The sequence below is a fragment of the Pseudomonas sp. LBUM1673 genome (assembly GCF_059695645.1).
Genome location: NZ_CP166780.1, coordinates 1,676,341 through 1,700,088, shown reverse-complemented (window position 1 = coordinate 1,700,088; position 23,748 = coordinate 1,676,341). Strand labels below are relative to the sequence as shown.

Here is a 23,748-nt window from a genome sequence, read left to right as displayed (position 1 = left end):
TGCCGATTATTCAAGATTGCTTCGCCAGGGGCAACGCTTGCGAGATCAAAGCGCTGAACTGGCCGACGAATGACGACATCAATTTTACGAAGATTGCCCGCATGCAAATCGCTACACTGCGCAGGTGGCGCGTGCCGGACGCATGTGCAGGTCAATAAACAGCTGGATGCAGGAGAAATGCGTGCTCAAGAAACTGGGAATAAAAGGCCGCGTGCTGTTGCTGACCCTGTTGCCGACCACTCTGATGGCGTTGGTGCTGGGCGGCTATTTCACCTGGATGCAGCTGTCGGACCTGCAATCTCAACTCATGCAACGCGGCGAAATGATTGCCGAACAGCTGGCGCCGCTGGTGGCCCCCGCCATGGGTCGCAAAGACAACGATCTGCTGGAGCGCATCGCCACCCAGTCCCTGGAACAAACCGACGTGCGTGCGGTGACCTTCCTCGCCCCCGACCGCACACCGCTGGCCCATGCCGGCCCGACCATGCTCAATCAGGCCCCTTTGGGCAACGGTTCACAGCTGCTGCGTCGCAGTGGCAATGATGCCACTCGTTACTTGCTGCCGGTGTTCGGCAGGCACCGCAATCTGGCGGGCGACCTGATCCCCGCGGAAGCTGAGCGTTTGCTGGGCTGGGTCGAACTCGAACTGTCCCACAACGGCATGTTGCTGCGCGGTTACCGCAGCCTGTTCGCCAGCCTGATGCTGATCGGCGCGGGTCTGGCCGGCACGGCGCTGCTGGCATTGCGCATGGGCCGGACCATCAACCGGCCGTTGAGCCAGATCAAACAAGCCGTGGCGCAGCTCAAGGAAGGTCATCTGGAAACCCGCCTGCCGCCCCTCGGCAGTCAGGAGCTGGATGCACTGGCGTCCGGCATCAACCGCATGGCCGGCACCCTGCAGAACGCTCAGGAAGAATTGCAACACAGCGTCGACCAGGCCACCGAAGACGTGCGTCAGAACCTGGAAACCATCGAAATCCAGAACATCGAGCTGGACCTGGCACGCAAGGAAGCCCTGGAGGCGAGCCGGATCAAATCCGAGTTCCTGGCCAATATGAGCCATGAAATCCGCACGCCACTCAATGGCATTCTCGGCTTCACGCACCTGCTGCAAAAAAGTGAGTTGACCCCACGCCAGCTCGATTACCTGGGCACCATCGAAAAATCCGCCGACAGCCTGCTGGGGATCATCAACGAAATTCTCGACTTCTCGAAAATCGAGGCCGGCAAACTGGTGCTCGACCATATTCCGTTCAACCTGCGCGACCTGCTGCAGGACACGTTGACCATCCTTGCCCCAGCCGCCCACGCCAAGCAGCTTGAGCTGGTGAGCCTGGTTTATCGCGATACGCCACTGTCGCTGGTGGGCGATCCACTGCGACTCAAGCAGATCCTCACCAACCTTGTGAGTAACGCGATCAAGTTCACCCGCGAAGGCACCATCGTCGCCCGGGCCATGCTCGAAGAAGAGCATGAAGACAGCGTGCAACTGCGCATCAGCATTCAGGACACCGGCATCGGTCTGTCGAATCAGGACGTGCGCGCCTTGTTCCAGGCCTTCAGCCAGGCTGATAATTCGCTGTCCCGGCAACCTGGCGGCACCGGCCTCGGGCTGGTGATTTCAAAACGCCTGATCGAACAGATGGGCGGCGAGATCGGCGTCGACAGCACGCCGGGCGAAGGCTCGGAATTCTGGATCAGCCTGAGCCTGCCCAAAACCCGCGACGACGCCGAAGACCTGCCCGGCCCACCGCTGCTCGGACAACGGGTGGCGGTCCTCGAAAACCATGAACTGGCCCGTCAGGCGTTGCAACATCAACTGGAAGATTGCGGCCTGGCAGTCACGCCGTTCAACACCCTGGAAAGCCTGGCCAATGGCGTGACCAGCGCTCATCAAACCGATCAGGCGATCGATCTGGCGGTGCTCGGCATCACCAGCAACGACATGCCGCCGGAGCGCCTCAACCAGCATATCTGGGACCTCGAACATCTGGGCTGCAGAGTGTTGGTGCTGTGCCCGACCACCGAACTGACGCTGTTCCACCTCTCGGTGCCCAACCCCCACAGCCAGCTCCAGTCCAAACCGGCCTGCACCCGCAAGCTGCGTCGGGCCTTGTCCGATCTGGTCAACCCGCGCCAGCAACGCAGCGCCCCCGGCGAGCCAGTCTCCAGCCGCGCGCCGAAGGTCCTTTGCGTCGACGACAACCCGGCCAACCTGCTGCTGGTGCAAACCTTGCTCGAAGACATGGGCGCCAAGGTGCTCGCAGTGGAAAGTGGTTACGCCGCGATCAAGGCCGTGCAGAACGAGACCTTCGACCTGGTGCTGATGGACGTGCAGATGCCCGGCATGGATGGGCGCCAAAGCACCGAAGCCATTCGCCAGTGGGAAAGCGAGCGGCATTGCACGCCACTGCCGATCGTCGCCCTCACCGCCCACGCGATGGCCAACGAAAAACGCGCGTTGCTGCAAAGTGGCATGGATGATTACCTGACCAAACCCATCAGCGAACGGCAACTGGCGCAGGTAGTGTTGAAGTGGACGGGCCTGGCGTTACGCAATCAAGGGCCGGAGCGCTCCAGCGAAAGCGGCGGCAATGAACTGCAGGTGCTCGATCACGACGAAGGCCTGCGCCTGGCCGCGGGCAAGGCCGATCTGGCGGCAGACATGCTGGCAATGCTGTTGGCCTCCCTGGAAGCCGACCGCGAGGCCATCCGCGCCGCCCGTGAAACCAACGACCAGACTGCCCTGATCGAGCGGGTCCATCGCCTGCATGGGGCGACCCGTTATTGCGGCGTACCGCAACTGCGCGCCGCCTGCCAGCGCAGCGAAACCCTGCTCAAGCAACAGGACCCGAAAGCCCCCGGCGCGCTGGAAGAACTCGAACGCGCCATCAATCGCCTGGCGGCCCAGGCGCGCATCAATGCCTGATGCGCCTTGAAGGCTAAGCTCAAGCCCTGTAGCAGCTGGGCGTTCGGCGGCGCAGCCGTCGTAAAACCTGCATCCGCGGTTTACCTGAAAGACCACAGTGCCTGATTTCACGACGGCTTCGCCGCCGAACGCAGCCTTCGGCAGCTGCTACAAGGGATTGAAACCTCCAGGAGGACAGCATGCGCACGATTCTTTTCAGCAGTCAGGCCTACGACCGCGACAGTTTTCTGAGTACCGACCTGCCCACCGGCATCGAGCTGTATTTCCAGCCGGCGCGACTGAGCCTCGACACGGTGGCGCTGGCGGAGCATCACGAAGTGGTCTGTGCCTTTATCAATGATGACCTCAGCGCTCCGGTGCTCGAACGCCTGGCAGCAGGCGGCACACGCCTGATCGCCTTGCGCTCGGCCGGTTACAACCATATCGATCTGGCGGTGGCGAAGCGCCTGGGATTGGCGATTGTGCGGGTTCCGGCCTACTCGCCCCACGCCGTGGCCGAACATGCGGTGGCGTTGATCCTGGCGCTCAACCGTCGCCTGCACCGCGCCTATAACCGCACTCGCGAGGGGGATTTCAGCCTGCACGGCTTGACCGGTTTCGACCTCGTGGGCAAAACCGTCGGAGTGGTGGGCACCGGGCAGATCGGCGCGACCTTCGCGAACATCATGAACGGCTTCGGCTGCCGCTTGCTGGCCTGTGATCCCTACCCGAACCCGCAAGTCGAAGCCCTCGGCGCCCGCTACCTCAGCTTGCCGCAACTGCTGGCCGAGTCGCAGATCATCAGCCTGCACTGCCCGCTCAACGAGCAAAGCAAACACTTGATCAACAGTGAGTCATTGGCGCACATGCAGCCCGGTGCCATGTTGATCAACACCGGGCGCGGCGGTCTGGTGGACACCCCAGCGCTGATCGATGCGTTGAAGGACGGCCAATTGGGGTATCTGGGGCTGGATGTCTATGAGGAGGAGGCGCAGCTGTTCTTCGAGGACCGCTCCGACCTGCCCCTTCAAGACGATGTTTTGGCGCGCCTGCTGACCTTTCCGAACGTGATCGTCACCGCGCACCAGGCGTTCCTGACCCACGAAGCCCTGGGCGCGATTGCCGCGATCACCCTGCAAAACATCGCGGCCTGGGCGGCCGGCTCGCCACAGAATCAGGTCGGGAGCTGAGCGGTTCAGGCCTTGGACAAGACGATCATCAGGCCCAGCCAGCCGAAGCCCAGCAAGCGCTGCCCCAGTGAATGCCCGCGACGCAGCAGGAACCAGACAAAAAACGGTGGCAGAAAGAAAATCATCAGTTTCAGCCAGAGTTCCACCGGACGCGGCCCATTGAGCACCGGTGCCGGGACCTCGGCCTGGACTTCGGTCTTTCGTTTACGCCCGAACGCGGCCGGGGTTACCCGCGGCACACTCTCATTGCTCGGCAAACGCCCGAAAGAAAGCGGTGCTTGCGCAGGCGCTGCCGTCGAAGTGGCCGCTTGCACCGTTGCCGCAGGTGCACCGCAATGAATGCAAGCAGGCGCCGTGGAGCTGATGCGTTGCTTGCACTCAAAACATTCGATCAACGCCATTTCTGTTCCTTAGAGATGCAAAAGCGGCAGTGTGCCATGAGTCGGTAGGTCATTTGAACCAGATCGAAGGTCACATGCCCGCGCCATGCTGCGTTCATGCCCGTGCTAGCATATCGCGCATATTTGGAGGACCCATGGTCGAACACGATTTCCGCTACAGCCTGATGAACCCGCAACACACCCTCACCGAATGCCGCGCCCTGGTGCCGGGGCGTTATCAAGTCACCGGCAACGGTGGCTCGATTCGTAATAACGACGTGCTGGTAGTGACCCTCAAAGGCAGCAAGGACTTGTCCATGCGCCTGACCGTCGAAACCGTTCGCCACCTGATCAACCCGCCGGGCCAATGGGTCGCGGTGGCCAGTGGCCCGGTGTTCGGCGAATTGGCGATCCACACCTGGAAAGTCAACTGCGACAGCTGCGCCAAAGAGCTGAGCTTTGAGTTTGCGGTCGATGCCAAGCTGGGCAACAAGGCCGAAAAACCGGCGGCCACCGCACGCATTGCCGAACTGGGCTGGACCGCTGCCGCCGAGAAGCACCTGTGCCCGAAATGCCAGGAGCCTGCGTGATGAAACGCCTTGCTCTGACCGCGATGGTCGGCGCCAGCCTGCTGGGCTGCGCCGCTACGCCGGTGCAACTGCAGCACAACCGCAGCTACATTCTGGAATGGATCGGCGAACGTCCGCTGATGGACTACAGCCACCTGACCATCACCCTCGGTGACGACGGTCGGGCCTACGGCAACGGCGGCTGCAACCACTGGTTCGCGCCGTATGCCCTGGAAGGCGACAAGCTGAGCTTCGGCAAGATCGGCAGTACCCGCAAAATGTGTGCGCCAGCGTTGATGGAGCAGGAAAAACGCTTCATGCAGGCGCTGGAAAACGTCCAGCGCTGGGATGTTTCGCCGATCGACCAGATGCGCTTCTGGCCGGCGCAAGGCAAGCCGTTGCGTTGGTGGCTTGAAGAGGGTTGATCACCACGGTTGTAGCCAACTGAATAACTGTGGCGAGGGAGCTTGCTCCCGCTGGGCTGCGAAGCAGCCCTAAACCCGTCACCTCGGTTCTTCAGATATACCGTATGGACCGGTTTACGACTGCTGCGCAGCCGAGCGGGAGCAAGCTCCCTCGCCACAGGTCGGCGCTCGATCAGTTAGTCGCCTGCAACGCCTCAAGCTTGGCCATCACCCCCGCCGCCGTCTGCTCGCCCATCAACTGCTCCCGCACCTTGCCCTTGTCATCGATGATGTAAGTCACCGGCAGCGCTTCACTGCGCGGCAATTCGAAAAGGTCGGCCGGGTCCTGGGCCAGTACGGTGAACGCGATGCCCAGTTTCTCACTGGCGCTTTTCAGTTCTTCACCCTGCACATTGTCGAAGTTGACCCCGAACACTCCGATCTTCTTGTCCTTGAGCTGCTCGGCCAGCACGTTCAACTCGGGAATCTCGGTACGGCACGGGCCGCACCATTCGGCCCAGTAATTGAGCACCAGCCATTGTTTATCCAGACGCTCGGCGGCGACTTGGTGGCCGTTCTGGTCGATGCCATAGTCGTTGCCACAACCCCCCAGCAATAATGTACTCATGATCGCGAATGCCGCTGCCAGTCGCCTTGTCATGTCTCAATCCTTGTCAAAAATGGAATGCACCTGCGACCCATCGCCTCCCAAGGTTCTGGATTACGCGCCGCACAGTTAGAATAGCCGCCACCTTACGCAAGATGCGACCCGCACATGACCGATCTGACGCTTTATCACAACCCGCGCTGCTCGAAATCCCGCGGTGCGCTCGAACTGCTCGAAGCCCGTGGCCTCACCCCGACCGTGGTCCGCTACCTGGAAACCCCGCTGGACGCCGCGCAAATCCAGAGCCTGCTGAGCAAACTCGGCATCAGCGCCCGGCAATTGCTGCGCACTGGCGAGGACGAGTACAAAACCCTCAACCTGGCCGACAGCAGTTTGAGCGAGGCGCAATTGATCGCCGCCATCGCCGCGCACCCCAAACTCATGGAGCGACCGATTCTCGAAGCCGGCGACAAAGCCATCATCGGCCGTCCGCCGGAGAATGTGCTGGAGTTGCTGCCGTGAGTGCGCCGTACATTCTGGTGCTGTATTACAGCCGCAGCGGCTCGACCAATGAAATGGCCCGGCAGATTGCCCGTGGTGTAGAGCAAGCCGGCCTTGAAGCCCGGTTGCGCACGGTGCCGGCGATCTCCACCGAATGCGAAGCCGTGTCGCCGGACATTCCCGATGAAGGCGCGCTGTACGCCAGCCTCGACGACTTGAAGAACTGCGCCGGCCTGGCCCTCGGCAGCCCGACCCGCTTCGGCAACATGGCCGCACCGCTCAAATACTTCCTCGATGGCACCAGCAATCTGTGGCTGACTGGCGCCCTGGTGGGCAAACCGGCCGGGGTCTTCACCTCGACCGCGAGCCTGCACGGTGGCCAGGAAACCACCCTGCTGTCGATGATGTTGCCGTTGCTGCACCACGGCATGTTGATCACCGGCCTGCCTTACAGCGAATCGGCGCTGCTGGAAACCCGCGGCGGCGGTACGCCTTACGGCGCCAGCCATCATGCCGGTGCCGATGGCAAAAGCGGCTTGAATGAACATGAAGTCGCACTGTGCCGGGCCTTGGGCCTGCGTCTGGCGAAAACCGCGCAGAAACTGGAGCGCTAACGTGGCCAAGAAGCCGAAGATCTTGCCTTCCATCGAATGGCTCGAACCGCGAGTACGGGCGATGCGCGTCATCAGCCTACTGTGCTTTTTCGGCCTGGTGGGACTGCTCTGTGCCTACTACCTGGTGTTCGCCGACCTGCATGGCGCGCGGCCGTGGGTGATTCTGTTGATCGAACTGGTGCCGCTGCTGTTGCTGGCGCCAGGGATGATCGTTGGCAGCGCCCGCGGGCATTCGTGGATGTGTTTTGTAGTGAACCTGTATTTCATGAAGGGCGCATTGGCCGCCTATGACCCGAACCGGCAGCTGTTCGGTTTGCTGGAGATGGGCGCGAGCCTGGCGGTGTTCTGCTCGGCGCTGCTGTATGTGCGGTGGCGGTTTCAGTTGAACCGCAAGTTGGCGGGGGAAGGCGAGATCGGCGTCGCCTGAACTGACGCCTTCGCGAGCAAGCCCGCTCCCACATTGGATCTTCAGTGGTCACATCATTTGTGAACACTCAAAAACCCTGTGGGAGCGGGCTTGCTCGCGAAGGGATCGACGCGGTCTCAATGATTGACGGTATACGCCAGCATCATCGAAATCTGGCTCATCGGCCGCCCGCCGCTCTCTTCATGCCACTGGTTGAACGCATTCTGCACCGTGGCCAGATCCCGCAAACTGCTCGGCACTTTGTCGACGATCTTCTGCGCACTCAGCGCCGCCACCACGTCGTAGCTCGGCACGAAGGTATCCTTGCCGACCATGCGCAAGAATCGCGGTGCCGATAACCCTCCCAACTGATGCCCGTGTTTTTTCAGGTAGGTCCACAAGCCGACGATATCGGTCACCGGCCACTCGGCGATCAAGGCGCCAAAGCTGCCCTTCTCATGGGCCACGTCCAGAATGAACTGCGCATTGCGCGGCACGCTCTTGAGTTTGCCCAGGTGGCGGATGATCCGCGCGTCCTGCATCAAGCGCTCCAGATGCTCGGCGCTCATCAGCACGACTTTTTCCGGGTCGAACTTGAAGAACACCTCTTCGAACGCCGGCCACTTGGCATCCACCAGGCTGTGCTTGAGCCCTGCGCGGAACACCCGCAACGCCATAGTCGAGAGGTAGCGGTCATCGCTGATCTTGCGCAATTGCGCCGGGGTCTTGGGAACGGGCAGATGGGCTTCCAGTTCAGCCGCCGAACCGAAGCGGTTCAGACAGTATTCGTGCAGCCACTTGTAGTCGCGCATGCCCTCTCCTGGGGATTGAAACGGAAAACCTGTGGGAGCGCCTGTGGCGAGGGGGCTTGCCCCCGTTGGGCTGCGAAGCGGCCCCAAAATCTCTGATGTACCAAAGATTTTGTGAGTGCTACGCACTCAAACGGGGGCAAGCCCCCTCACCACAGGCCCGCTCCCACAATTTTGTTCAGAGGTTCACTACGTTGACGAACCGTGAAGCGGCGGTTTCATCGATACGCAGATTGGTGAAGTCGAACAGGTTGCGGTCCGCCAGTTGCGACGGGATCACGTTCTGCAAGCTGCGGAAAATGCTTTCGGTACGGCCCGGGGTCTTGCGTTCCCACTCCTGGAGCATGTCCTTGACCACCTGGCGCTGCAGGTTTTCCTGAGAGCCACAGAGGTTGCACGGGATGATCGGGAATTGCTTGAAGTCCGAGTAGGCCTGAATGTCTTTTTCGTTGCAGTAAGCCAGCGGACGGATCACTACGTTGCGACCGTCGTCGGCCCGCAGCTTCGGCGGCATGGCCTTGAGCGAACCGTTGAAGAACATGTTCAGGAAGAACGTCTCGACGATGTCGTCGCGGTGATGACCGAGGGCCATTTTGGTCGCGCCGATTTCATCGGCAAAGGTGTACAGCGTGCCGCGACGCAGGCGCGAGCATAGCGAGCAGGTGGTTTTTCCCTCAGGAATAAGCTCCTTGACCACCGAATAGGTGTCTTTCTCGACGATGTGGTACTCGATGCCCAGTTCTTTGAGGTAAGCCGGCAGCACGTGCTCGGGAAAGCCTGGTTGCTTCTGGTCCATGTTCACGGCCACGATCTCGAACTTGATCGGAGCGACCTTCTGCAAGTGCATCAGCACGTCGAGCATGGTGTAGCTGTCCTTGCCACCGGACAGGCAGACCATGACCTTGTCGCCGTCTTCAATCATGTTGAAATCGGCGACAGCCTCACCGGCCTGGCGGCGAAGGCGCTTTTGCAGTTTGTTCTGGTTGACCGTAAGAGTGCCCATGACGCGAAATCCGTGAGGTGTGACGAAAGGCCGGCATTTTACGCAAAAACATCGCACTTGTGGCGAGGGGGCTTGCCCCCGTTCGGCTGCGCAGCAGTCGTAAAACAAACACTGCGATACCTCTTGGAAAATATAGTTGACTGATTTGGGGCCACTTCGTGGCCCAACGGGGGCAAGCCCCCTCGCCACAGGGTTTAACAGACACAGACCCATCGGCGATTACCCATAACATTTACAGCGCGATTTGCTCTAAGCCCCTCGCACTATTGCCGGTAACTCCTTTCTATACTGCGACATAAGGTCGCACACGTATTCAGACCTGTACTTACCTGGCCACTTTGGCCCGTAAGCGCTCCGCTGGGGGGCGATGGCAACAACAAGAGGAGTGACTGGCATGATCCATCACGTAGTGGGGCTCTTCACCCACCCTGACCAGGAATGGAAAGAAATCCGTGGCGACCAGGAGGAAAGCATCAGCCACATGTACCTGACGCACACCCTGATTCTGGCGGCGATCCCCGCCGTGTCGGCGTTTATCGGCACCACGCAGGTCGGCTGGGTCATTGGTAACCGGGCACCGGTGATGCTGACCATGGAAAGCGCGCTGTGGATGACCATCATGTCGTACCTGGCGATGCTCGGCGGTGTTGCGGTAATGGGCGCCTTCATCCACTGGATGGCGCGCACCTATGACGCCAACCCGAGCCTGGCGCGCTGTGTCGCGTTCGCCACGTATACCGCAACCCCACTGTTCATCGGTGGTCTGGCGGCGCTGTACCCGCACATGTGGTTGGGGATGATCGTCGGCACCGCGGCCATTTGCTACACGGTGTACCTGCTGTATGTAGGCCTGCCAACGTTCATGAACATTCCATCGGACGAGGGATTCCTGTTTTCAAGTTCGGTGCTCGCCGTAGGCCTGGTGGTGCTGGTGGCCATCATGGCGTTCACGGTAATTGTCTGGGGACTCGGCGTGGGGCCGGTCTACACTAATTAGCAACACACCACCTAATAACCAGATCTGCCAATACAGGCCGCCGCAAGGCGGCCTTCTAACGTTTGCAGCAATAAAAACGGCGACGACCATTCGGCGCCTCGGCGATTCGCAAGTCCACGGGGTTGCGGCATACTCGACGTCTCTGGAGATCCATCAAGCATGCCCGAGCAACTCAATACCCGCGTAGAAGACTGCTTCCAACAAGCCGAATCCTTTTTCAAACGACCTTTCAAACGCCCCGTGGTGAGCCTCAAGCTGCGCGGGCAAAAAGCCGGTGTCGCGCATTTGCACGAGAATCTGCTGCGCTTCAATCCGCAGCTGTACCGGGAAAACGCCGAAGACTTCCTCAAGCAGACCGTGGCTCACGAAGTCGCGCACCTGATCGCCCATCAACTGTTCGGCGACCGTATCCAGCCCCACGGCGAAGAGTGGCAACTGATCATGCGCGGCGTCTACGAACTGCCGCCCAACCGCTGCCACACCTACGACGTCAAACGCCGCAGCGTGACCCGCTACATCTACAAATGCCCGTGCGCCGACAGCGATTTTCCGTTTTCGGCCCAGCGCCATAGTTTGGTGCGGCAGGGACGGCGGTATTTGTGCCGGCGTTGTCGCAGCACGTTGGTGTTCAGTGGCGAGATGCGGGTCGAATAATGGATTTGTGGTGTTTGGGCCGGCCCCTTCGCGAGCAAGCCCGCTCCCACGGGGGATCTGTTGCGAACACAGTATTTGTGAACGACAAAGATCCATTGTGGGAGCGGGCTTGCTCGCGAAGGGGCCAGTGAATTCAACCCGAAAATCACTTCTCTTGAGCGCGATAGGCACCAGGCATCAACCCCGTCCATTTCTTGAACGCCCGGTGAAACGCCGAAGGCTCGGAGAACCCCAACTGCTCGCAATTATCTGTCGACGGTAAAACTGGCCGGCCATCTGGAAATTACGCCGACCTGTCAGATCTGACAGTAGCCAGTCTTCCCGGCCTGGTGTGTGATAACCCGCGTCCCGAGAGGACTCAGGACTTGTCACCTTCCAGGAGAGCATGATGGATATCCAGTCTGCCGCGTTGAACGAATTGTTTGTGCTGTATCCCGTGATCATCCAGGGCTGGGTGTTCCCGGTGAAACCTGCCGACATCGCCCACGGCGGCATTCCCAAAGCCCTTTACGATGGCCAGGCCCAGGGCCTTGAATGCCTGGTCGATCCCTGGACCGAGCTGCAGCTGCGATCCTGGGTTATGGCGGCCGATGATCGCGTGGATTTGTATTGCAACGGCGATCTCGTCCCAGGAGCAGGCCAGATCGTCAAGCCGGGGGAGGAACACCTGCGCCAGCGTCTGTACCTGCCACACGGTTACCTGATGCATGGCGTCAACCGTCTGCATTACGTGGTTACCCGTGTCGGGGGGAACTCCGAACCCTCTCGGGATCTGTTGGTGCTGTACCACTTGCGGCCTGCGGGCAGCCTGGATCTGGCGATCCCGGCTGACGTGCTCAAGGACGGCGTCAGCGCCGCACGGGCGGCGCAAGGGGTGGAGTTAGGGTTCACCTATGCCAACCGGCGCAACCATGACCGCATCGAATTTCTGTTGGGCGACACCCAGGTCAGGTTCGACGTCCCCGACGGCACGGCGCCGATCACCCATACACTGTTCACCGACACGTTCCAGAAGGCGGGCGACAACCCGAGTGCGGTGGTCGAGTTCTATGTTGTCGACCAGTTGGGCAACCGGGTCAAATCCCCGGAGAAGCGGCTGGACATTCATCTCGACCGACTTGACCTGCCGGCCCCGACCGTCAAGGGCCAGACCGGTACCGACTTCAGCCCGACCCAGCCGGAAGTCCGGGTGCTGGTGCCTAAAGGCTCATTGTTGCCCAGCGACAAGCTGAGCGTGATCTGGAAAGGTGCCACCGATGTACCGGCGGGGTCGTACACCAGCCCGCAACGGCTGGTCAGTGCCGGGCTGGAAATTGCGGTGCCCCGTTCGGTGCTGGCCTACAGCCTGATCAAAACCGTCACCGTCACCTATGTCATCGAACGCGACGGCAAACTCTCCACCTCACTGCCCCTGAATCTGAACATTCTTGCGCTGCCGCCGACAGCCTTGATTCCACCCAGGATTCTTGAGGCCGATGCCAACAACATGCTGGACGTGACCGCGCTCGGCACTGCAAACGCCACAATCCATGCGTTGCTTTGGACGCTGATTGAAGCGGGCCAGCCGTGCTGGCTGAGTCTGGAAGGCAAAAAGGCGGACAGTACGACGCATAACTTACCGCTGTGGAATGGTCTGCCGGCACAGGTCAATGCCACTTGGATCAACCAGGGGTTCTGGCCGCAGGTGTTGGTCAACAACTACCTCAAGCAACTCGGGCACGGCACCACGCTGACGATCAAGTTCAAGGCGTCGCTGGACAAGAGTAACAACCCGGCCACGGCCACGGTGTTTCCGGATCGCACCTATACCATCAAGGCGGTGGAGCTGGTGGTACCGACCCTCGACAACATATTGGACGCCGGCAACGAGGAAGTGCTGGAGGGTGGGCTCACCGTGAGCACCACGCTGAAGCTCAAGGGCACCGCCAGCAAGGGGCAGCCCGTCGAGATCTTCGACGGTAGCGGCTCGAGCGCGGTGTCCAAGGGCACGGCGACTGCCAACGCGACGACGGGCATCTGGGAACACACGATCACCGTGCCGGTGGGCGGTCGTCGCTTGTATGCCCAGTCGCTGTATCACCCCACCCCCGTTTACTCCAACGTGCGCAACCTGACGGTGGTGGCCGTGATCGTGCCGACGCTGGCCAATGTGCTGGACGCCAACAACGTCGAAGTGCCGGAGGGCACCAGTACCATCAGCACCACATTGAAACTCAAGGGCAAGGCAAGCAAGGGGCAGCCCGTCGAGATCTTCGACGGCAGCGGTTCGAGCGCCGTGTCCAAGGGTACGGCGACTGCCCATGCGACGACGGGGGACTGGGAGCGCACGATCACCGTAGCGCAGGGCAGCCGCCGCTTGTACGCCAAATCGCTGTATCACCCCACCGCGACCTACTCCAATGTGCGCCTGCTCACGGTGGTCGCCGCCGTCTCGCCGACCATCACCTCGGTGAAGGGCGGCTCCGCCAGCGGCCCCGAGATTCCCAATGGCACCTCCACCACCGCGACCACGTTCGTATTCACTGGCAAGGCAAGTGCCAATCAGAAGATCGAACTGCGTGACAAGGGCGCTGTGAAAGCCACGATCACCGTTGGCCCGACAGGCGATTACTCGCGTACCCTCACCGGCCAGGCGCAGGGGGATCACAGCTACACGGTTAAAGCGACTTACGGGGCATTGCCGGAATCAGCGGCCCGGACGTTGAAGGTGGTGGAAAGACTGTCTGCCGGTAATAATAGAACGCTTGCTCTTTCCGGCTTCATTGTTGCCCAAGATCGTGCACCAAGAAACTTCCCACCAGCAGCTATTTTTACGCAAAATGCAAGTGGCGGCCTACTCCCTTACAAAAGTTACACCTCGAACAATCCGAGCGTCGCCAGTGTGACAAACCAAGGTACCGTCACCTGCAAAGCCAATGGAACTGCGATCATTACCGTCACGGATTCCGCCAATGCCACAGCAAGTTACACTGTGCAAGTTCGCGGAATCAAAACCATGCTTAGAAATGACGCTACCTGGCGCACATGGCCAGAAGCCTATAACTACTGCCAAGCCACGGGCGGCCGCTTAGCCACACTGAACGAAATGCAGGCGTTCTATAACCTCTATGCCAGAGAAGGAGGGAATGTCGCAGCGTTACTGGGCTGGCCGCTCATGCAATATCACCACAGTGCGTTGTTTGGGGCTTGGATGGCGGATGGGAGTGGAGGCTCACATTATTTTTTCAACCTTACCGGAACCCCGTCCCACAATAACTTGCTATATGGCCTCCATGGGGACGGCTATAGACGACCGGCGTTGTGTCTGATTGGTTGAACCATTGGGTACGTCGTAGGCCTAGTGTGTGCGGGTTTGCTCGCGATAGCTGTTTCGCAATGACAAGAAAAGGGGGGCGCATTTATTTATCCGTCCCCGTCTTTTTAACCGAGCCGGAATGTTCAATAAACAGCGATGTTTAATCGACATCTCCAGACACTCACTCAGGCTACACATCCTTGCGCCGCTGCCTACAGCTGCGCCAGAATCCGCCGGCTTGTGTGCCTTGGGGCCGGGCTCTATCGTTTCCGGGTCGCTGACGAATCAGCGATCGGGTTTCGCAGCCCAGGTTAATCAAGGCGCACAGCGCCACCGTTCCGTTTCAGATAACGTTTTTTTCGTTCGCTGAATTGCGTTACGGCGGCTGTGCGCGGGAGATCTTCGGGTCTGCCGGGTTCCTTGATTCCCGGTCTGCGAACCTGCGTACAGCTGCCACCTATCTTCGTTTCGCAGCGATCCGTGGCGGCTCCACTAATCAAGGAGCATTACCATGTTCAAGGCCACACCCAATCCCCCTGAAACCGATGACGTTTCCCCGTACGAAAAAACCGATTCAAAAAAACTCAACGAAGCCGCCAACCGCGCCCTCGACCACTACCTCAAACCGCCTACCCCCAAAGACACCCCACGCAAACCCAGCACCATTTACCACGTTGGCTCCAAGGTCGATAACGAAACTCTGCTGGTCAATGCCTGCGAGTCCCTGGCGTCGGCAAGCGTGATGCTCAGTGATTTCGCCGGGTTGATGGAGGGAACGCATCGCAACACGATGCTGGGGATTCAACAGGTGGTCATGCTCGGGGAGCTGGCGGTCAACCGAGTGCTGGATAATCTCGATCCACCGTCCTGACCATTGATCTGAGGCCACAGGGCTTTTGTGGCGAGGGAGCTTGCTCCCGCTCGGCTGCGCAGCAGTCGCAAAGCCTGAGCATGCGGTATGTCTGAACAACCGTGATCGCCGGGATGGGGGCTGCTTCGCAACCCAGCGGGAGCAAGCTCCCTCGCCACGGGATGTGTGACCGGTAGTGAGTGTTGTGGTGTTCGTGAGGCCGTCTTCGCGGGCAAGCCCGCGAAGGCTGATTCACTGACAACGCAATTTCTTCAGACACAAAAAACCCGCCGCCCCCTTCAACCGGAGCGACGGGTTTTGTCGTTTCAGCCTTCAGTTCACACGGTATCCACCTTCAACGAATGATCATTGAGCATGCCATTGATGATGGTCGCCGTGTCGTGGCCACCCGCAACCACGCCACCCGCCCCCGGCGTGACGCCATAGTGGCTGGCCAGGTTCACACCGGCCAGATCGATGGTCTGGTTTGGCGTGGCGCCGGCCATGGCGCTGACGTCGATGCTGGTGACCAGTGAGGCGCCGCTGCCGGTGACTTTGAAGTGCAGGTAGTCATCCAGCGACGCCGCGGTGCCGTTCTCGCCTTGCAGCAGTTGCGACAAGTCGAGTTTGTCGGCACCTGGGGTGAAGTCAGTGATGACGTCATGGCCGCTGTTGCCTTTGAGCCACTGGAAGGTGTCGGCGCCGTTGCCGCCGGTGAGGGTGTTGTTGCCCAGGCCGCCGATCAGGAAGTCATCGCCTCCCCCGCCGTTGAGCACGTCGTTACCCAAACCGCCGTTGATGATGTTGCTGTTGTTGTCGCCCGTGAGGCTGTCGTTGAAGTTTGAGCCGGTGAGGTTTTCGATGCCGGTCAGGGTGTCGGTGCCGGCGCCAAGGGTGTTTTGCGCGGTAAGCTGGCTGAGGTCGACAGTGACCCCGGCGGTGGCATGGGCGTAGCTCGCGGTGTCGTTGCCGGTGCCGCCGTCGAGCAAATCGTTGCCCGCGCCGCTGAACAACAAGTCATTGCCGGCACCACCGTGCATTTCGTTGTTGCCTGAGCCGGCGGTGAGCACGTCATTGCCGTCGCCGGCATTGATGACGTTGTTGCCGGTACCGGCCACCAATACGTCATCGCCCGAGGTACCCGTCAGCGTATGGCCGTCCTGGTAGGTGATGTTCACCGCCGCGCTGTCGCTGCCGCCATGGTTGTCGTTGGCGGTATAGGTGCCATGGAAGTCCGGCGTGCTCTCCTGGGCTCCGGCGTAGTTGACGGTCATGGTCAGTTGGTAGTTTTCTGCCCCCTTCCCGCTGCTGCCAGGGCCACCGTCGTCGATGTTGGTGATGTGGATCTGGTACGTGCCGTCCGCCGTGGCAGTGATGGTCTGGCCATCGGCGATGGCAATGTAGGCACCGCCGTTGAGCGAGTACTCCATGGTGACGTGGCCAGCCGCCAGGTTGTGGTCCAGGTTGAGGGTTTCACCCTGCTTGAGGTTGACGGTGATGCGGTCCTCATCATTGGTATTGTTGGTACTGACCGCCCCCAGTGCCCCGCTGACCACCAACACGGCCGTCATGGCCGCGGTGTTGGCGACAAATGCGCTGCGAGCGATGGTGACTGCCTGAACGTTGTTGCCGGTGAAACTGAAGTTCGGGTTGGTGCCGGTGAAGTCCGCGCCTTTGGTCGTCCACCCGGTGTTGAAGGTGGTCGGCGCCGCAGTCAGCGGATCGCCATTGACGTCGGTGTCGTTGGCCAGCAGCAGTTCGCCCGGCACCACAATGCTGCCCGACAGCACGTTGGTGATGACGTGATCATCGACCGCCACCGGTGGCGTGTTCGGAATCACGTTGACCGTCAGTGTTGAGCTGGTGAGGTCGCCGTCGTTGTCGCTGACGGTGAAGCCGATGTTTTCGGTGATCACCACAGCCGTGGTTTTCTGCGAGAGGTAGGTGTACTCGCCGGTGTCGAGGTTCACCACCAGGGTGCCGCTGTTGTTGGTGGCGATGCTCACGGTGTTGTTGGCGGTGTTGAACGTGCCGTGGTTAGCGCCGCCGCTGAAGCTCAGCGAACCCTGATTGCCGTTGGCTTTCGGGTCGTAGGTATACGTGGTGCCGTCGACCGTGAGGGATTTGATGAAGCCTCCATCAGCGCCGAACGTACCGCCCTCGCCCAGTAGCGAACCGGTGACCGGCGCACCTTGCACGGTGCCCGAGAGTACCGAGTTGAGTTGATTGAGGTCGGTCACTATCACGGCGTTGGTGTTGGTGTGCATGCTGCCGTCATAGGCCACTGGATCGAGGCTGTCGTCACTGACGCCGCTGCCCAGGCCGATGGCGTAGTTCTTGATGCCATTGGCGTCGAGGAAGGCTTTGAGCGCGGTCTCGTCCGCAGTGCCGATGTCGCCTTCGTTGGGTTTGCCATCGGAGAAGAAGTAGCCGACGTTCTGCGCCCCGGTGAGTTTGCCCGAGGTGCCGAACGCGGTTTGCATGGTCGCCACGGCCGCGTCGTAGTTGGTGCCACCGCCCGCCGTCAGCGTAGCGATGATCGACTTGGCCGTCGCCACATCGACCCACACCGAGGTCTTGTCGGTAGCGCTGCTGCTGAAGGTGACGATCTGCACTTTCACGTCGCCCAGATTGTCGTACTTGTCGAGCAGTGCACTGATCGCCTGCTTGGCCAGTTCCAGTCGCGACAGGCCCGATACACCGGAGGGGTCGTCCATGCTCCCGGACACGTCGATCACCAGCAACAGGTTGGAGTCGATCTGCACCGCGGGCACCGAACGGTCCGAGGCGACGGCTGTGGGCACGTCATCGACGATGTTCACCACGATGGTGCTGGTGGTGCTGTTGCCCATCGCGTCGGTGGCTTTGTAGGTGAAGGTTTCGCTCAGGGTGTTGGCGCCGTCGTTGGCGTTCGGCGAAGTTTTCGGCGCCGAGGTCAGTGTGTAAGTGTAAGAACCGTCAGGGTTGAGCAGGATCTGCCCATAGGTTCCAGCGGCGCTGCCAACCAGGGTGTAGGTGATCGCACCGCTGGCGCCGGTGACGGAGCCGACCAACGTACCAGAGCCAGTTTCACCAGTGTTGCCCGGTTCACTGCCAGTGACGGTGCCGGCGGCCAGATCCTGGCCGCCCTGGCTCAAGTCCAGCGCTTTTTCGTAGACCGTAACGTCAGTGTCTGTGATCGCTTTGATATTGTTGTTGGCGACGTCAATGGTGAGGACAGTGGTACTTTCGTCACCGTCGGCATCGCGCACGGTATAGGTGAACGTGTCAGTGGCCCCCGGTGCACCGACCGAGTTCGGGTTGCTGTGATAGACCGCGTTGCCACTGGCATCCAGCGTCAGGTAGCCGTAGGTGCCGTTGATCTGCGTATTCAAACCACCAACGGCCGAGGTCGAGGTATTGCTGCCGGCGCGCACGCCGACCACAGCAGCCGGGCCATCGGCGCCGCTGACGTCATTGCCCAGCACATTGGCGTTGACGGTACCGCCCTCCACCACCGACGCCGAGTCAGGTGTGGCGGTGGGCAGGTCATCGACGATGTTGACGTTGATCTGCCCGGTATCGGTGCTGCCATCGGTGTCGGTGGCCACCACGTTGAAGTTCTCGGTGATGCCGTTGGCGCCGTTGGCGTTGGGGTGAGTTTCGTTATCCACCAGTGTGTAGCTGTAGCTGACCACGCCCGTCGCCGGGTTGTAGCCGGTAATGGTCAGCGTACTGCCGAGCGGGGTGACGACCGACTGCGGAACGCCCGCCGCCACTCCACCGCTGACCAGGGTGATGCCGCCCACGGTGAGCGATTGCAAGCCATCAAGCGCAGTGACGGTGAAGGTCCCGCTTTGGGTCAGGGCCGGGGCATTGGGGCTAGTGCCGTCGCTGAGGTTTTTCTCGTAGACGGTGAGTTCGCCGCCGTACACATCGAGCCCGTTGAGGCTCACCGGATCGTTGTTGTTCTGGATGTTCAGCACCAGGTTGGCGGTGCTGGTGTCGCCGTCGGCATCGGTCAAGGTGTAGGTGAAGGTTTCGGTGCCGTCACCACCACCGTGCAATGCTTTGAAATCCGCATCGCTGGTGCTCAGCGTGTAGGTATAGGTGCCATTGGCATTGAGCACCAACGTGCCGTAAGTGCCGACGAAGGTGCCGGGGGTGATCGGCCCGCTGTTGGGGCCAGTCGCTACAACGTCGGCCCCCTGCACGTCGTTGGTCAGTACGTTGCCGTTGAGGGTCAGCAAGGACTCCGACGCAGTGCTGGCGTTGCTGTCGCTCACGGCCATCGGCACGTCATCGACGATGTTCACCACGATCGTGCTGGTGACGATGTTGCCGAGCGAATCGGTGGCCTGATAGGTGAAGGTTTCGGTCAGGGTGTTGGCGCCGTCGTCGGCGTGAGGCGTGGTGCTCGCTGGCGAAGTCAGGGTGTAGGTGTAGGTGCCGTCCGGGTTGATCAGGATTTGCCCGTAGGTTCCGGTGGCGCTGCCGACCAGGGCGTAAGTGATCGCACCGGTGGCGCCGGTGACGGAGCCGGCCAAGGTGCCGCTGGCGGTTTCACCGGTGTTGCCTGGCTCGCTGCCGGTGACCGTGCCTGCTGCCAGGTCCTGGCCATCCTTGGTCAGATCCAGGGCTTTTTCGTGAACCACCACATCGGTTTCGGGGGCTGCTACGAGGCTACCGTTGTAAACGTCGATGGTGATCGTGGTGGTGCTTTCATCGCCGTCGGCATCGCGTACGGTGTAGGTGAACACATCCGTGGCACCCGGCGCGCCGACCGAGTTCGGGTTGCTGTGGTACACGGCGTTGCCGTTGGCATCCAGGGTCAGGTAGCCATAGCTGCCGTTGACTTGCGTGTTCAAACCGCCGATGGCCGACGTCGAGGTGTCGCTGCCGGCGCGCACGCCGACCACTGCCCCACCCACGGCTGGGCCGTCAGCACCGGGCACATCGTTGCCCAAGACATTACCGCTGACCGTACCGCCTTCCGCCACTGAGGCTGCATCGACGTGGGCGGTGGGCACATCATCGACGATGTTGATCACGATGGTATTGGTGACAATGTTGCCCAGAGAGTCGGTCGCCTGATAGGTGAAACTTTCGCTCAGGGTGTTCGGCCCGTCGTTGGCGTGAGGCGTGGTTGCCGGTGGTGAGGTCAGGGTGTAGGTGTAGGTGCCGTCCGGGTTGATCAGGATTTGCCCGTAGGTTCCGGTGGCGCTGCCGACCAAGGTGTAAGTGATCGCACCGGTGGCGCCGGTGACAGAGCCGGCCAACGTACCGGAGCCGGTTTCACCGGTGTTACCGGGGTCACTGCCGGTGACCGTGCCTGCCGCCAGGTCCTGGCCATCCTTGGTCAGATCCAGGGCTTTTTCGTGAACCGTCACGTCGGTATCGGTGACCGCGACGAGGCAACTGTTGTAAACGTCGATGGTGATCGTGGTGGTGCTTTCATCGCCGTCGGCATCGCGTACGGTGTAGGTGAACACGTCCGTGGCACCCGGCGCGCCGACCGAGTTCGGGTTGCTGTGATACACGGCGTTGCCGCTGGCATCCAGAGTCAGGTAGCCGTAGGTGCCGTTGATTGGCGCGTTCAAGCCTCCGATGGCCGACGTCGAGGTGTCGCTGCCGGCGCGCACGCCGACCACGGCACCACCCGCCGCAGGACCGTCAGCACCAAGCACATCGTTGCCCAAGACATTACCGCTGACCGTACCGCCCTCCACCACTGAGGCTGCATCGACGTGGGCGGTGGGCACATCATCGACAATGTTGATCACGATGGTATTGGTGACACTGTTGCCCAGAGGGTCGGTGGCCTGATAGGTGAAACTTTCGCTCAGGGTGTTCGGCCCGTCGTTGGCGTGAGGCGTGGTCGTGGGTGCGGACGTCAGGGTGTAGGTGTATCCGCCGTCCGGGTTAAGCAGGATTTGTCCGTAGGTTCCGGTGGCGCTACCGACCAAGGTGTAAGTGATCACGCCAGTGGCGCCAGTGACGGAGCCGGCCAGCGTGCCGCTGGCGGTTTCACCGGTGTTGCCAGGCTCGCTGCCGGTGACCGTGCCCGCTGCGAGGTCCTGGCCATCCTTGGTCAAATCCAGGGCTTTTTCGTGAACTGTCACGTCGGTATCGGTGGTCGATACGAGGGTGCAGTCGGCCACGTTGATGGTGATGGTCGTGGTGCTTTCATCGCCGTCGGCATCGCGCACGGTATAGGTGAACACATCCGTGGCACCCGGCGCGCTGACCGAGTTCGGGTTGCTGTGGTACACGGCGTTGCCGCTCGCATCCAGGGTCAGGTAGCCATAGCTGCCGTTGATTTGCGTGTTCAAGCCACCGATGGCCGACGTCGAGGTGTCGCTGCCAGCGCGCACACCCACTACTGCACCACTGGGCGCCGGACCGTCGGCACCGCCGATGTCGTTATTGAGCACGTTGCCCGAGCCCGTCGCGCCCTCGGCCACCGTGGCGAGATCGGGGTGGGCGGTGGGCACGTCATCGACGATGTTGACGTTGATCTGACCCAATGCCGTGCTGCCATCGACATCGGTGGCGACGACGTTGAGGTTCTCGGTGATGCTGTTGGTGCCGTTGGCGTTCGGGTGGGTTTCGTTATCCACCAGGGTGTAGCTGTAGCTGACCACGCCGGTCGCGCTGTCGAAACCGGTGATGGTCAGCGTACTGCCGAGGGGCGTGACGATCGATTGCGGGAAGCCGGCGGCCACACCACCGGTGACCACCGCGATGCCGCCCACCGTCAGGGTTTGCAAACCGTCGAGCGCGGTGACAGTGAAGGTGCCGCTTTGGGTCAAGGCGGGTGTGTTGGGGCTGGTGCCGTCGCTGAGGTTTTTCTCGTAAACGGTGAGTTCTCCGCCTTCGACATTCAGGCCATTGATGATCACCGGGTCATCGTTGTTGTGAATCTCCAGCACCAGGTTCGCGGTGCTGGTATCGCCATCGGCGTCCGTCAGGGTGTAGGTGAACGTTTCCGTGACACTGCCGTCGCCATGCAAGGCTTTGAAGTCGGCATCGCTGGTGTTCAGGGTGTAGGTGTACGTGCCGTTGGGGTTGAGCACCAGCGTGCCGTAAGTCCCGTTGAACGTGCCGCCAATGATCGGCCCGCTGTCGGGGCCGGTGGGAATGCGGTCAGCGCCCTGGAGGTCGTTGGGCAGCACGCTGCCGGTCAGGGTCAGCAGGGTTTCCGAGGCGGTATTGGCATTGGTGTCGTCGATCGCTTTGGGCACATCGTCGGTGATGGTGACGTCCAGCGAACCGGTCGCGGTATCGCCGTTGCTGTCGCCCGCGACCACGGTGAATTGTTCACTGAGGCTGTTGGCGCCATCCCCGGCAGAGTGAGTTTCGTTGCCGACCAGAGTGTAGCTGTAACTCACCACGCCGGTGGCCGGGTTGTAGCCGGTGATCGTCAGGGTATTGCCCAGTTGAGTGGTGATCGACTGCGGAAAACCGGCGGCCACCCCGCCGCTGATCACGTTGATCCCGCCGATGCTCAGGCTGGTCAGCCCGTCGGGTGCAGACACCGTGAAGGTGCCGCTCTGGATAAGCGCCCCCGGATTGCTGGCCGAACCGTCCGCCAGGTTGGATTCATTGAGGGTCAATTCGCCCCCCGCCACCGACAGGCCGATGAGGGTGACCGGGTTATTCGGCGCGCCTGTACCTCCTGCACCTCCTGCACCGTTGTCGCCGTTGTCCGGGTCTCGACGCTCCAGGGGGAATTCGGGAATACCGTTGAAGCCCGCGGTGGGGAAACCAATGATGGGATCGACCCGACCCGCCACTTCCTCCAGCAGCACAAAACTGTGGCCGCCGCCCAGTGCTCCACCCGGTGCCCCCGTTGCGCCCGGTCCGGCCGCGGTGGCTTCACCGGCCTGGGTCGGGTCGGCGCCGGCAGCAATGGCTTTTTGCAGTTGCTCGACATCGGTCAGTTGCGCCTGGCTTGGCGCCACTGCATCGGCGGTCTCCACATGCGGCGCCTGATGGGTGAGTAACTGGGCCGTCATTTGCAGACTGCTGTCACGTCCCAGGGTCAACTCCTGGCCATTTTGCAGCTGCACCGCCACCGCGCCTTCAGCCCCGGTGACCAGTTGCTCGCCGGCAAACAGCCGATCACCCTCGACCAGCGTGCGTCGGGTGCCATCACCCGCCACTGCGTACACCTGACCGATGACCTTACTGACGATACCGATGAGCGTTGCCATGTGCATTTCCTCCGCTGCCAACTGTTGTCGGCATCCTGTTTGCGCGAAGAAGTGCTCATGGTTCAAGCAGGCTGCCTGGCTGCCGGGACGCGTTTACCTGAAAGTAAACCGCTGTCTCCCAACACCCTCGCCAGACGTGTCGCTCGCAAGGAATTGTCTGAAACGGGATAAAACCCTCTGCAATCAATCGCATCGGGATCCATTTTCAAAACAACCGCCCTGCGAACAATGCGTAACGGTTTTGAATCACCAGAGTGACAGAAAATTGTCGCCTCAAAACCGTCTCGCTTCCCTCCCCTCCAGCACTTCTTCGCCCTATGTCGAAAAATGAATAGAACCTTCCCAAAACCCCTCGAAGCTCCGTAG

At 61.0% G+C, this 23,748-nt stretch carries 16 protein-coding genes and 1 pseudogene; 11 read left to right on the top strand and 6 right to left on the bottom strand.

Translation table 11 applies throughout. The features are described from left to right. Positions 1-181 precede the first annotated feature (181 nt). Both ACA044_RS07655 and ACA044_RS07650 read left to right on the top strand, forming a co-directional pair. Positions 182-2,929 carry a response regulator gene (locus ACA044_RS07655; RefSeq protein WP_497445822.1) on the top strand — a complete coding sequence of 916 codons (2,748 nt, stop codon included), beginning with the start codon at positions 182-184 and terminating at the stop codon, positions 2,927-2,929. 179 nt (positions 2,930-3,108) lie between these two features. Then, positions 3,109-4,098, top strand: coding sequence for a 2-hydroxyacid dehydrogenase (locus tag ACA044_RS07650; protein WP_497445821.1), 990 nt, complete (start codon positions 3,109-3,111; stop codon positions 4,096-4,098). 5 nt (positions 4,099-4,103) lie between these two features. Here ACA044_RS07650 and ACA044_RS07645 read toward each other — a convergent pair whose 3' ends face one another. After that, positions 4,104-4,499 carry a hypothetical protein gene (locus ACA044_RS07645; protein WP_497445820.1) on the bottom strand — a complete coding sequence of 132 codons (396 nt, stop codon included), beginning with the start codon at positions 4,497-4,499 and terminating at the stop codon, positions 4,104-4,106. A 134-nt stretch (positions 4,500-4,633) separates the two neighbouring features. On the opposite strand from ACA044_RS07645, the gene ACA044_RS07640 reads away from it, so the two are divergent. Beyond that, positions 4,634-5,068, top strand: coding sequence for a hypothetical protein (locus ACA044_RS07640; RefSeq protein WP_497445819.1), 435 nt, complete (start codon positions 4,634-4,636; stop codon positions 5,066-5,068). Next, on the top strand, positions 5,068-5,472 hold the full coding sequence (locus tag ACA044_RS07635) for an META domain-containing protein (RefSeq protein WP_497445818.1): 405 nt from the start codon (positions 5,068-5,070) through the stop codon (positions 5,470-5,472). Before ACA044_RS07640 ends, ACA044_RS07635 begins: the two co-directional genes overlap by 1 nt. Positions 5,473-5,644: 172 nt before the next feature. Here ACA044_RS07635 and ACA044_RS07630 read toward each other — a convergent pair whose 3' ends face one another. Beyond that, positions 5,645-6,112 carry a TlpA disulfide reductase family protein gene (locus ACA044_RS07630; protein ID WP_497445817.1) on the bottom strand — a complete coding sequence of 156 codons (468 nt, stop codon included), beginning with the start codon at positions 6,110-6,112 and terminating at the stop codon, positions 5,645-5,647. A gap of 114 nt (positions 6,113-6,226) precedes the next feature. Here ACA044_RS07630 and arsC point away from each other — a divergent pair, with 114 nt between their 5' ends. From arsC to ACA044_RS07615, 3 genes are read left to right on the top strand one after another with little or no spacing between them, the layout of a single operon-like run. Next, entirely contained in the window at positions 6,227-6,580 is a 354-nt protein-coding gene (gene arsC / locus ACA044_RS07625) for an arsenate reductase (glutaredoxin) (RefSeq protein ID WP_497445816.1), read from the top strand. Next, complete coding sequence (wrbA, locus tag ACA044_RS07620) at positions 6,577-7,173, top strand: NAD(P)H:quinone oxidoreductase (RefSeq protein WP_476214699.1); 597 nt, start codon at positions 6,577-6,579, stop codon at positions 7,171-7,173. The genes arsC and wrbA overlap by 4 nt, the downstream gene beginning before the upstream one ends. A 1-nt stretch (position 7,174) precedes the next feature. Beyond that, positions 7,175-7,600, top strand: a complete 426-nt coding sequence (locus tag ACA044_RS07615; RefSeq protein WP_497445815.1) for a DUF2069 domain-containing protein — start codon at positions 7,175-7,177, stop codon at positions 7,598-7,600. A gap of 116 nt (positions 7,601-7,716) precedes the next feature. Here the strand turns inward: ACA044_RS07615 and ACA044_RS07610 are convergent, their stop codons facing one another. Then, the gene (locus tag ACA044_RS07610) at positions 7,717-8,391 is read right to left on the bottom strand and encodes a DNA-3-methyladenine glycosylase I (RefSeq protein ID WP_497445814.1); all 675 of its coding nucleotides are present in this window, start codon (positions 8,389-8,391) and stop codon (positions 7,717-7,719) included. Between the two features lie 175 nt (positions 8,392-8,566). After that, a complete protein-coding gene (ttcA, locus tag ACA044_RS07605) occupies positions 8,567-9,391 on the bottom strand; it encodes a tRNA 2-thiocytidine(32) synthetase TtcA (RefSeq protein WP_497445813.1) in 825 nt (274 codons plus the stop codon). Positions 9,392-9,785: 394 nt separating this feature from the next. On the opposite strand from ttcA, the gene ACA044_RS07600 reads away from it, so the two are divergent. Together ACA044_RS07600 and ACA044_RS07595 are read left to right on the top strand one after the other, a co-directional pair. Then, on the top strand, positions 9,786-10,388 hold the full coding sequence (locus ACA044_RS07600) for a Yip1 family protein (protein ID WP_030131100.1): 603 nt from the start codon (positions 9,786-9,788) through the stop codon (positions 10,386-10,388). A 159-nt stretch (positions 10,389-10,547) separates the two neighbouring features. Further along, the gene (locus ACA044_RS07595; RefSeq protein WP_123509976.1) at positions 10,548-11,042 is read left to right on the top strand and encodes a SprT family zinc-dependent metalloprotease; all 495 of its coding nucleotides are present in this window, start codon (positions 10,548-10,550) and stop codon (positions 11,040-11,042) included. A gap of 145 nt (positions 11,043-11,187) precedes the next feature. Here ACA044_RS07595 and ACA044_RS07590 read toward each other — a convergent pair. Beyond that, positions 11,188-11,292: pseudogene (locus tag ACA044_RS07590) on the bottom strand (helix-turn-helix domain-containing protein); the annotation flags it as partial. Between the two features lie 135 nt (positions 11,293-11,427). Here ACA044_RS07590 and ACA044_RS07585 point away from each other — a divergent pair. Beyond that, on the top strand, positions 11,428-14,358 hold the full coding sequence (locus ACA044_RS07585) for an immunoglobulin-like domain-containing protein (RefSeq protein ID WP_497445812.1): 2,931 nt from the start codon (positions 11,428-11,430) through the stop codon (positions 14,356-14,358). A gap of 490 nt (positions 14,359-14,848) precedes the next feature. After that, positions 14,849-15,208, top strand: coding sequence for a DUF6124 family protein (locus ACA044_RS07580; protein ID WP_497445811.1), 360 nt, complete (start codon positions 14,849-14,851; stop codon positions 15,206-15,208). A 317-nt stretch (positions 15,209-15,525) separates the two neighbouring features. Here ACA044_RS07580 and ACA044_RS07575 read toward each other — a convergent pair whose 3' ends face one another. Next, complete coding sequence (locus ACA044_RS07575) at positions 15,526-23,382, bottom strand: retention module-containing protein (RefSeq protein ID WP_497445810.1); 7,857 nt, start codon at positions 23,380-23,382, stop codon at positions 15,526-15,528. Positions 23,383-23,748 lie beyond the last annotated feature (366 nt).

Bases quoted from the DNA above. Each gene is read 5' to 3' on its own strand.
- ACA044_RS07650 (WP_497445821.1), top strand. From the start codon at position 3,109: ATGCGCACGATTCTTTTCAGCAGTCAGGCCTACGACCGCGACAGTTTT.
- ACA044_RS07645 (WP_497445820.1), bottom strand. From the start codon at position 4,499: ATGGCGTTGATCGAATGTTTTGAGTGCAAGCAACGCATCAGCTCCACG.
- ACA044_RS07575 (WP_497445810.1), bottom strand. From the start codon at position 23,382: ATGGCAACGCTCATCGGTATCGTCAGTAAGGTCATCGGTCAGGTGTAC.
- arsC (WP_497445816.1), top strand. From the start codon at position 6,227: ATGACCGATCTGACGCTTTATCACAACCCGCGCTGCTCGAAATCCCGC.
- ACA044_RS07630 (WP_497445817.1), bottom strand. From the start codon at position 6,112: ATGACAAGGCGACTGGCAGCGGCATTCGCGATCATGAGTACATTATTG.
- ACA044_RS07600 (WP_030131100.1), top strand. From the start codon at position 9,786: ATGATCCATCACGTAGTGGGGCTCTTCACCCACCCTGACCAGGAATGG.
- ttcA (WP_497445813.1), bottom strand. From the start codon at position 9,391: ATGGGCACTCTTACGGTCAACCAGAACAAACTGCAAAAGCGCCTTCGC.
- ACA044_RS07580 (WP_497445811.1), top strand. From the start codon at position 14,849: ATGTTCAAGGCCACACCCAATCCCCCTGAAACCGATGACGTTTCCCCG.
- ACA044_RS07610 (WP_497445814.1), bottom strand. From the start codon at position 8,391: ATGCGCGACTACAAGTGGCTGCACGAATACTGTCTGAACCGCTTCGGT.
- ACA044_RS07640 (WP_497445819.1), top strand. From the start codon at position 4,634: ATGGTCGAACACGATTTCCGCTACAGCCTGATGAACCCGCAACACACC.
- ACA044_RS07595 (WP_123509976.1), top strand. From the start codon at position 10,548: ATGCCCGAGCAACTCAATACCCGCGTAGAAGACTGCTTCCAACAAGCC.
- ACA044_RS07635 (WP_497445818.1), top strand. From the start codon at position 5,068: ATGAAACGCCTTGCTCTGACCGCGATGGTCGGCGCCAGCCTGCTGGGC.
- ACA044_RS07585 (WP_497445812.1), top strand. From the start codon at position 11,428: ATGATGGATATCCAGTCTGCCGCGTTGAACGAATTGTTTGTGCTGTAT.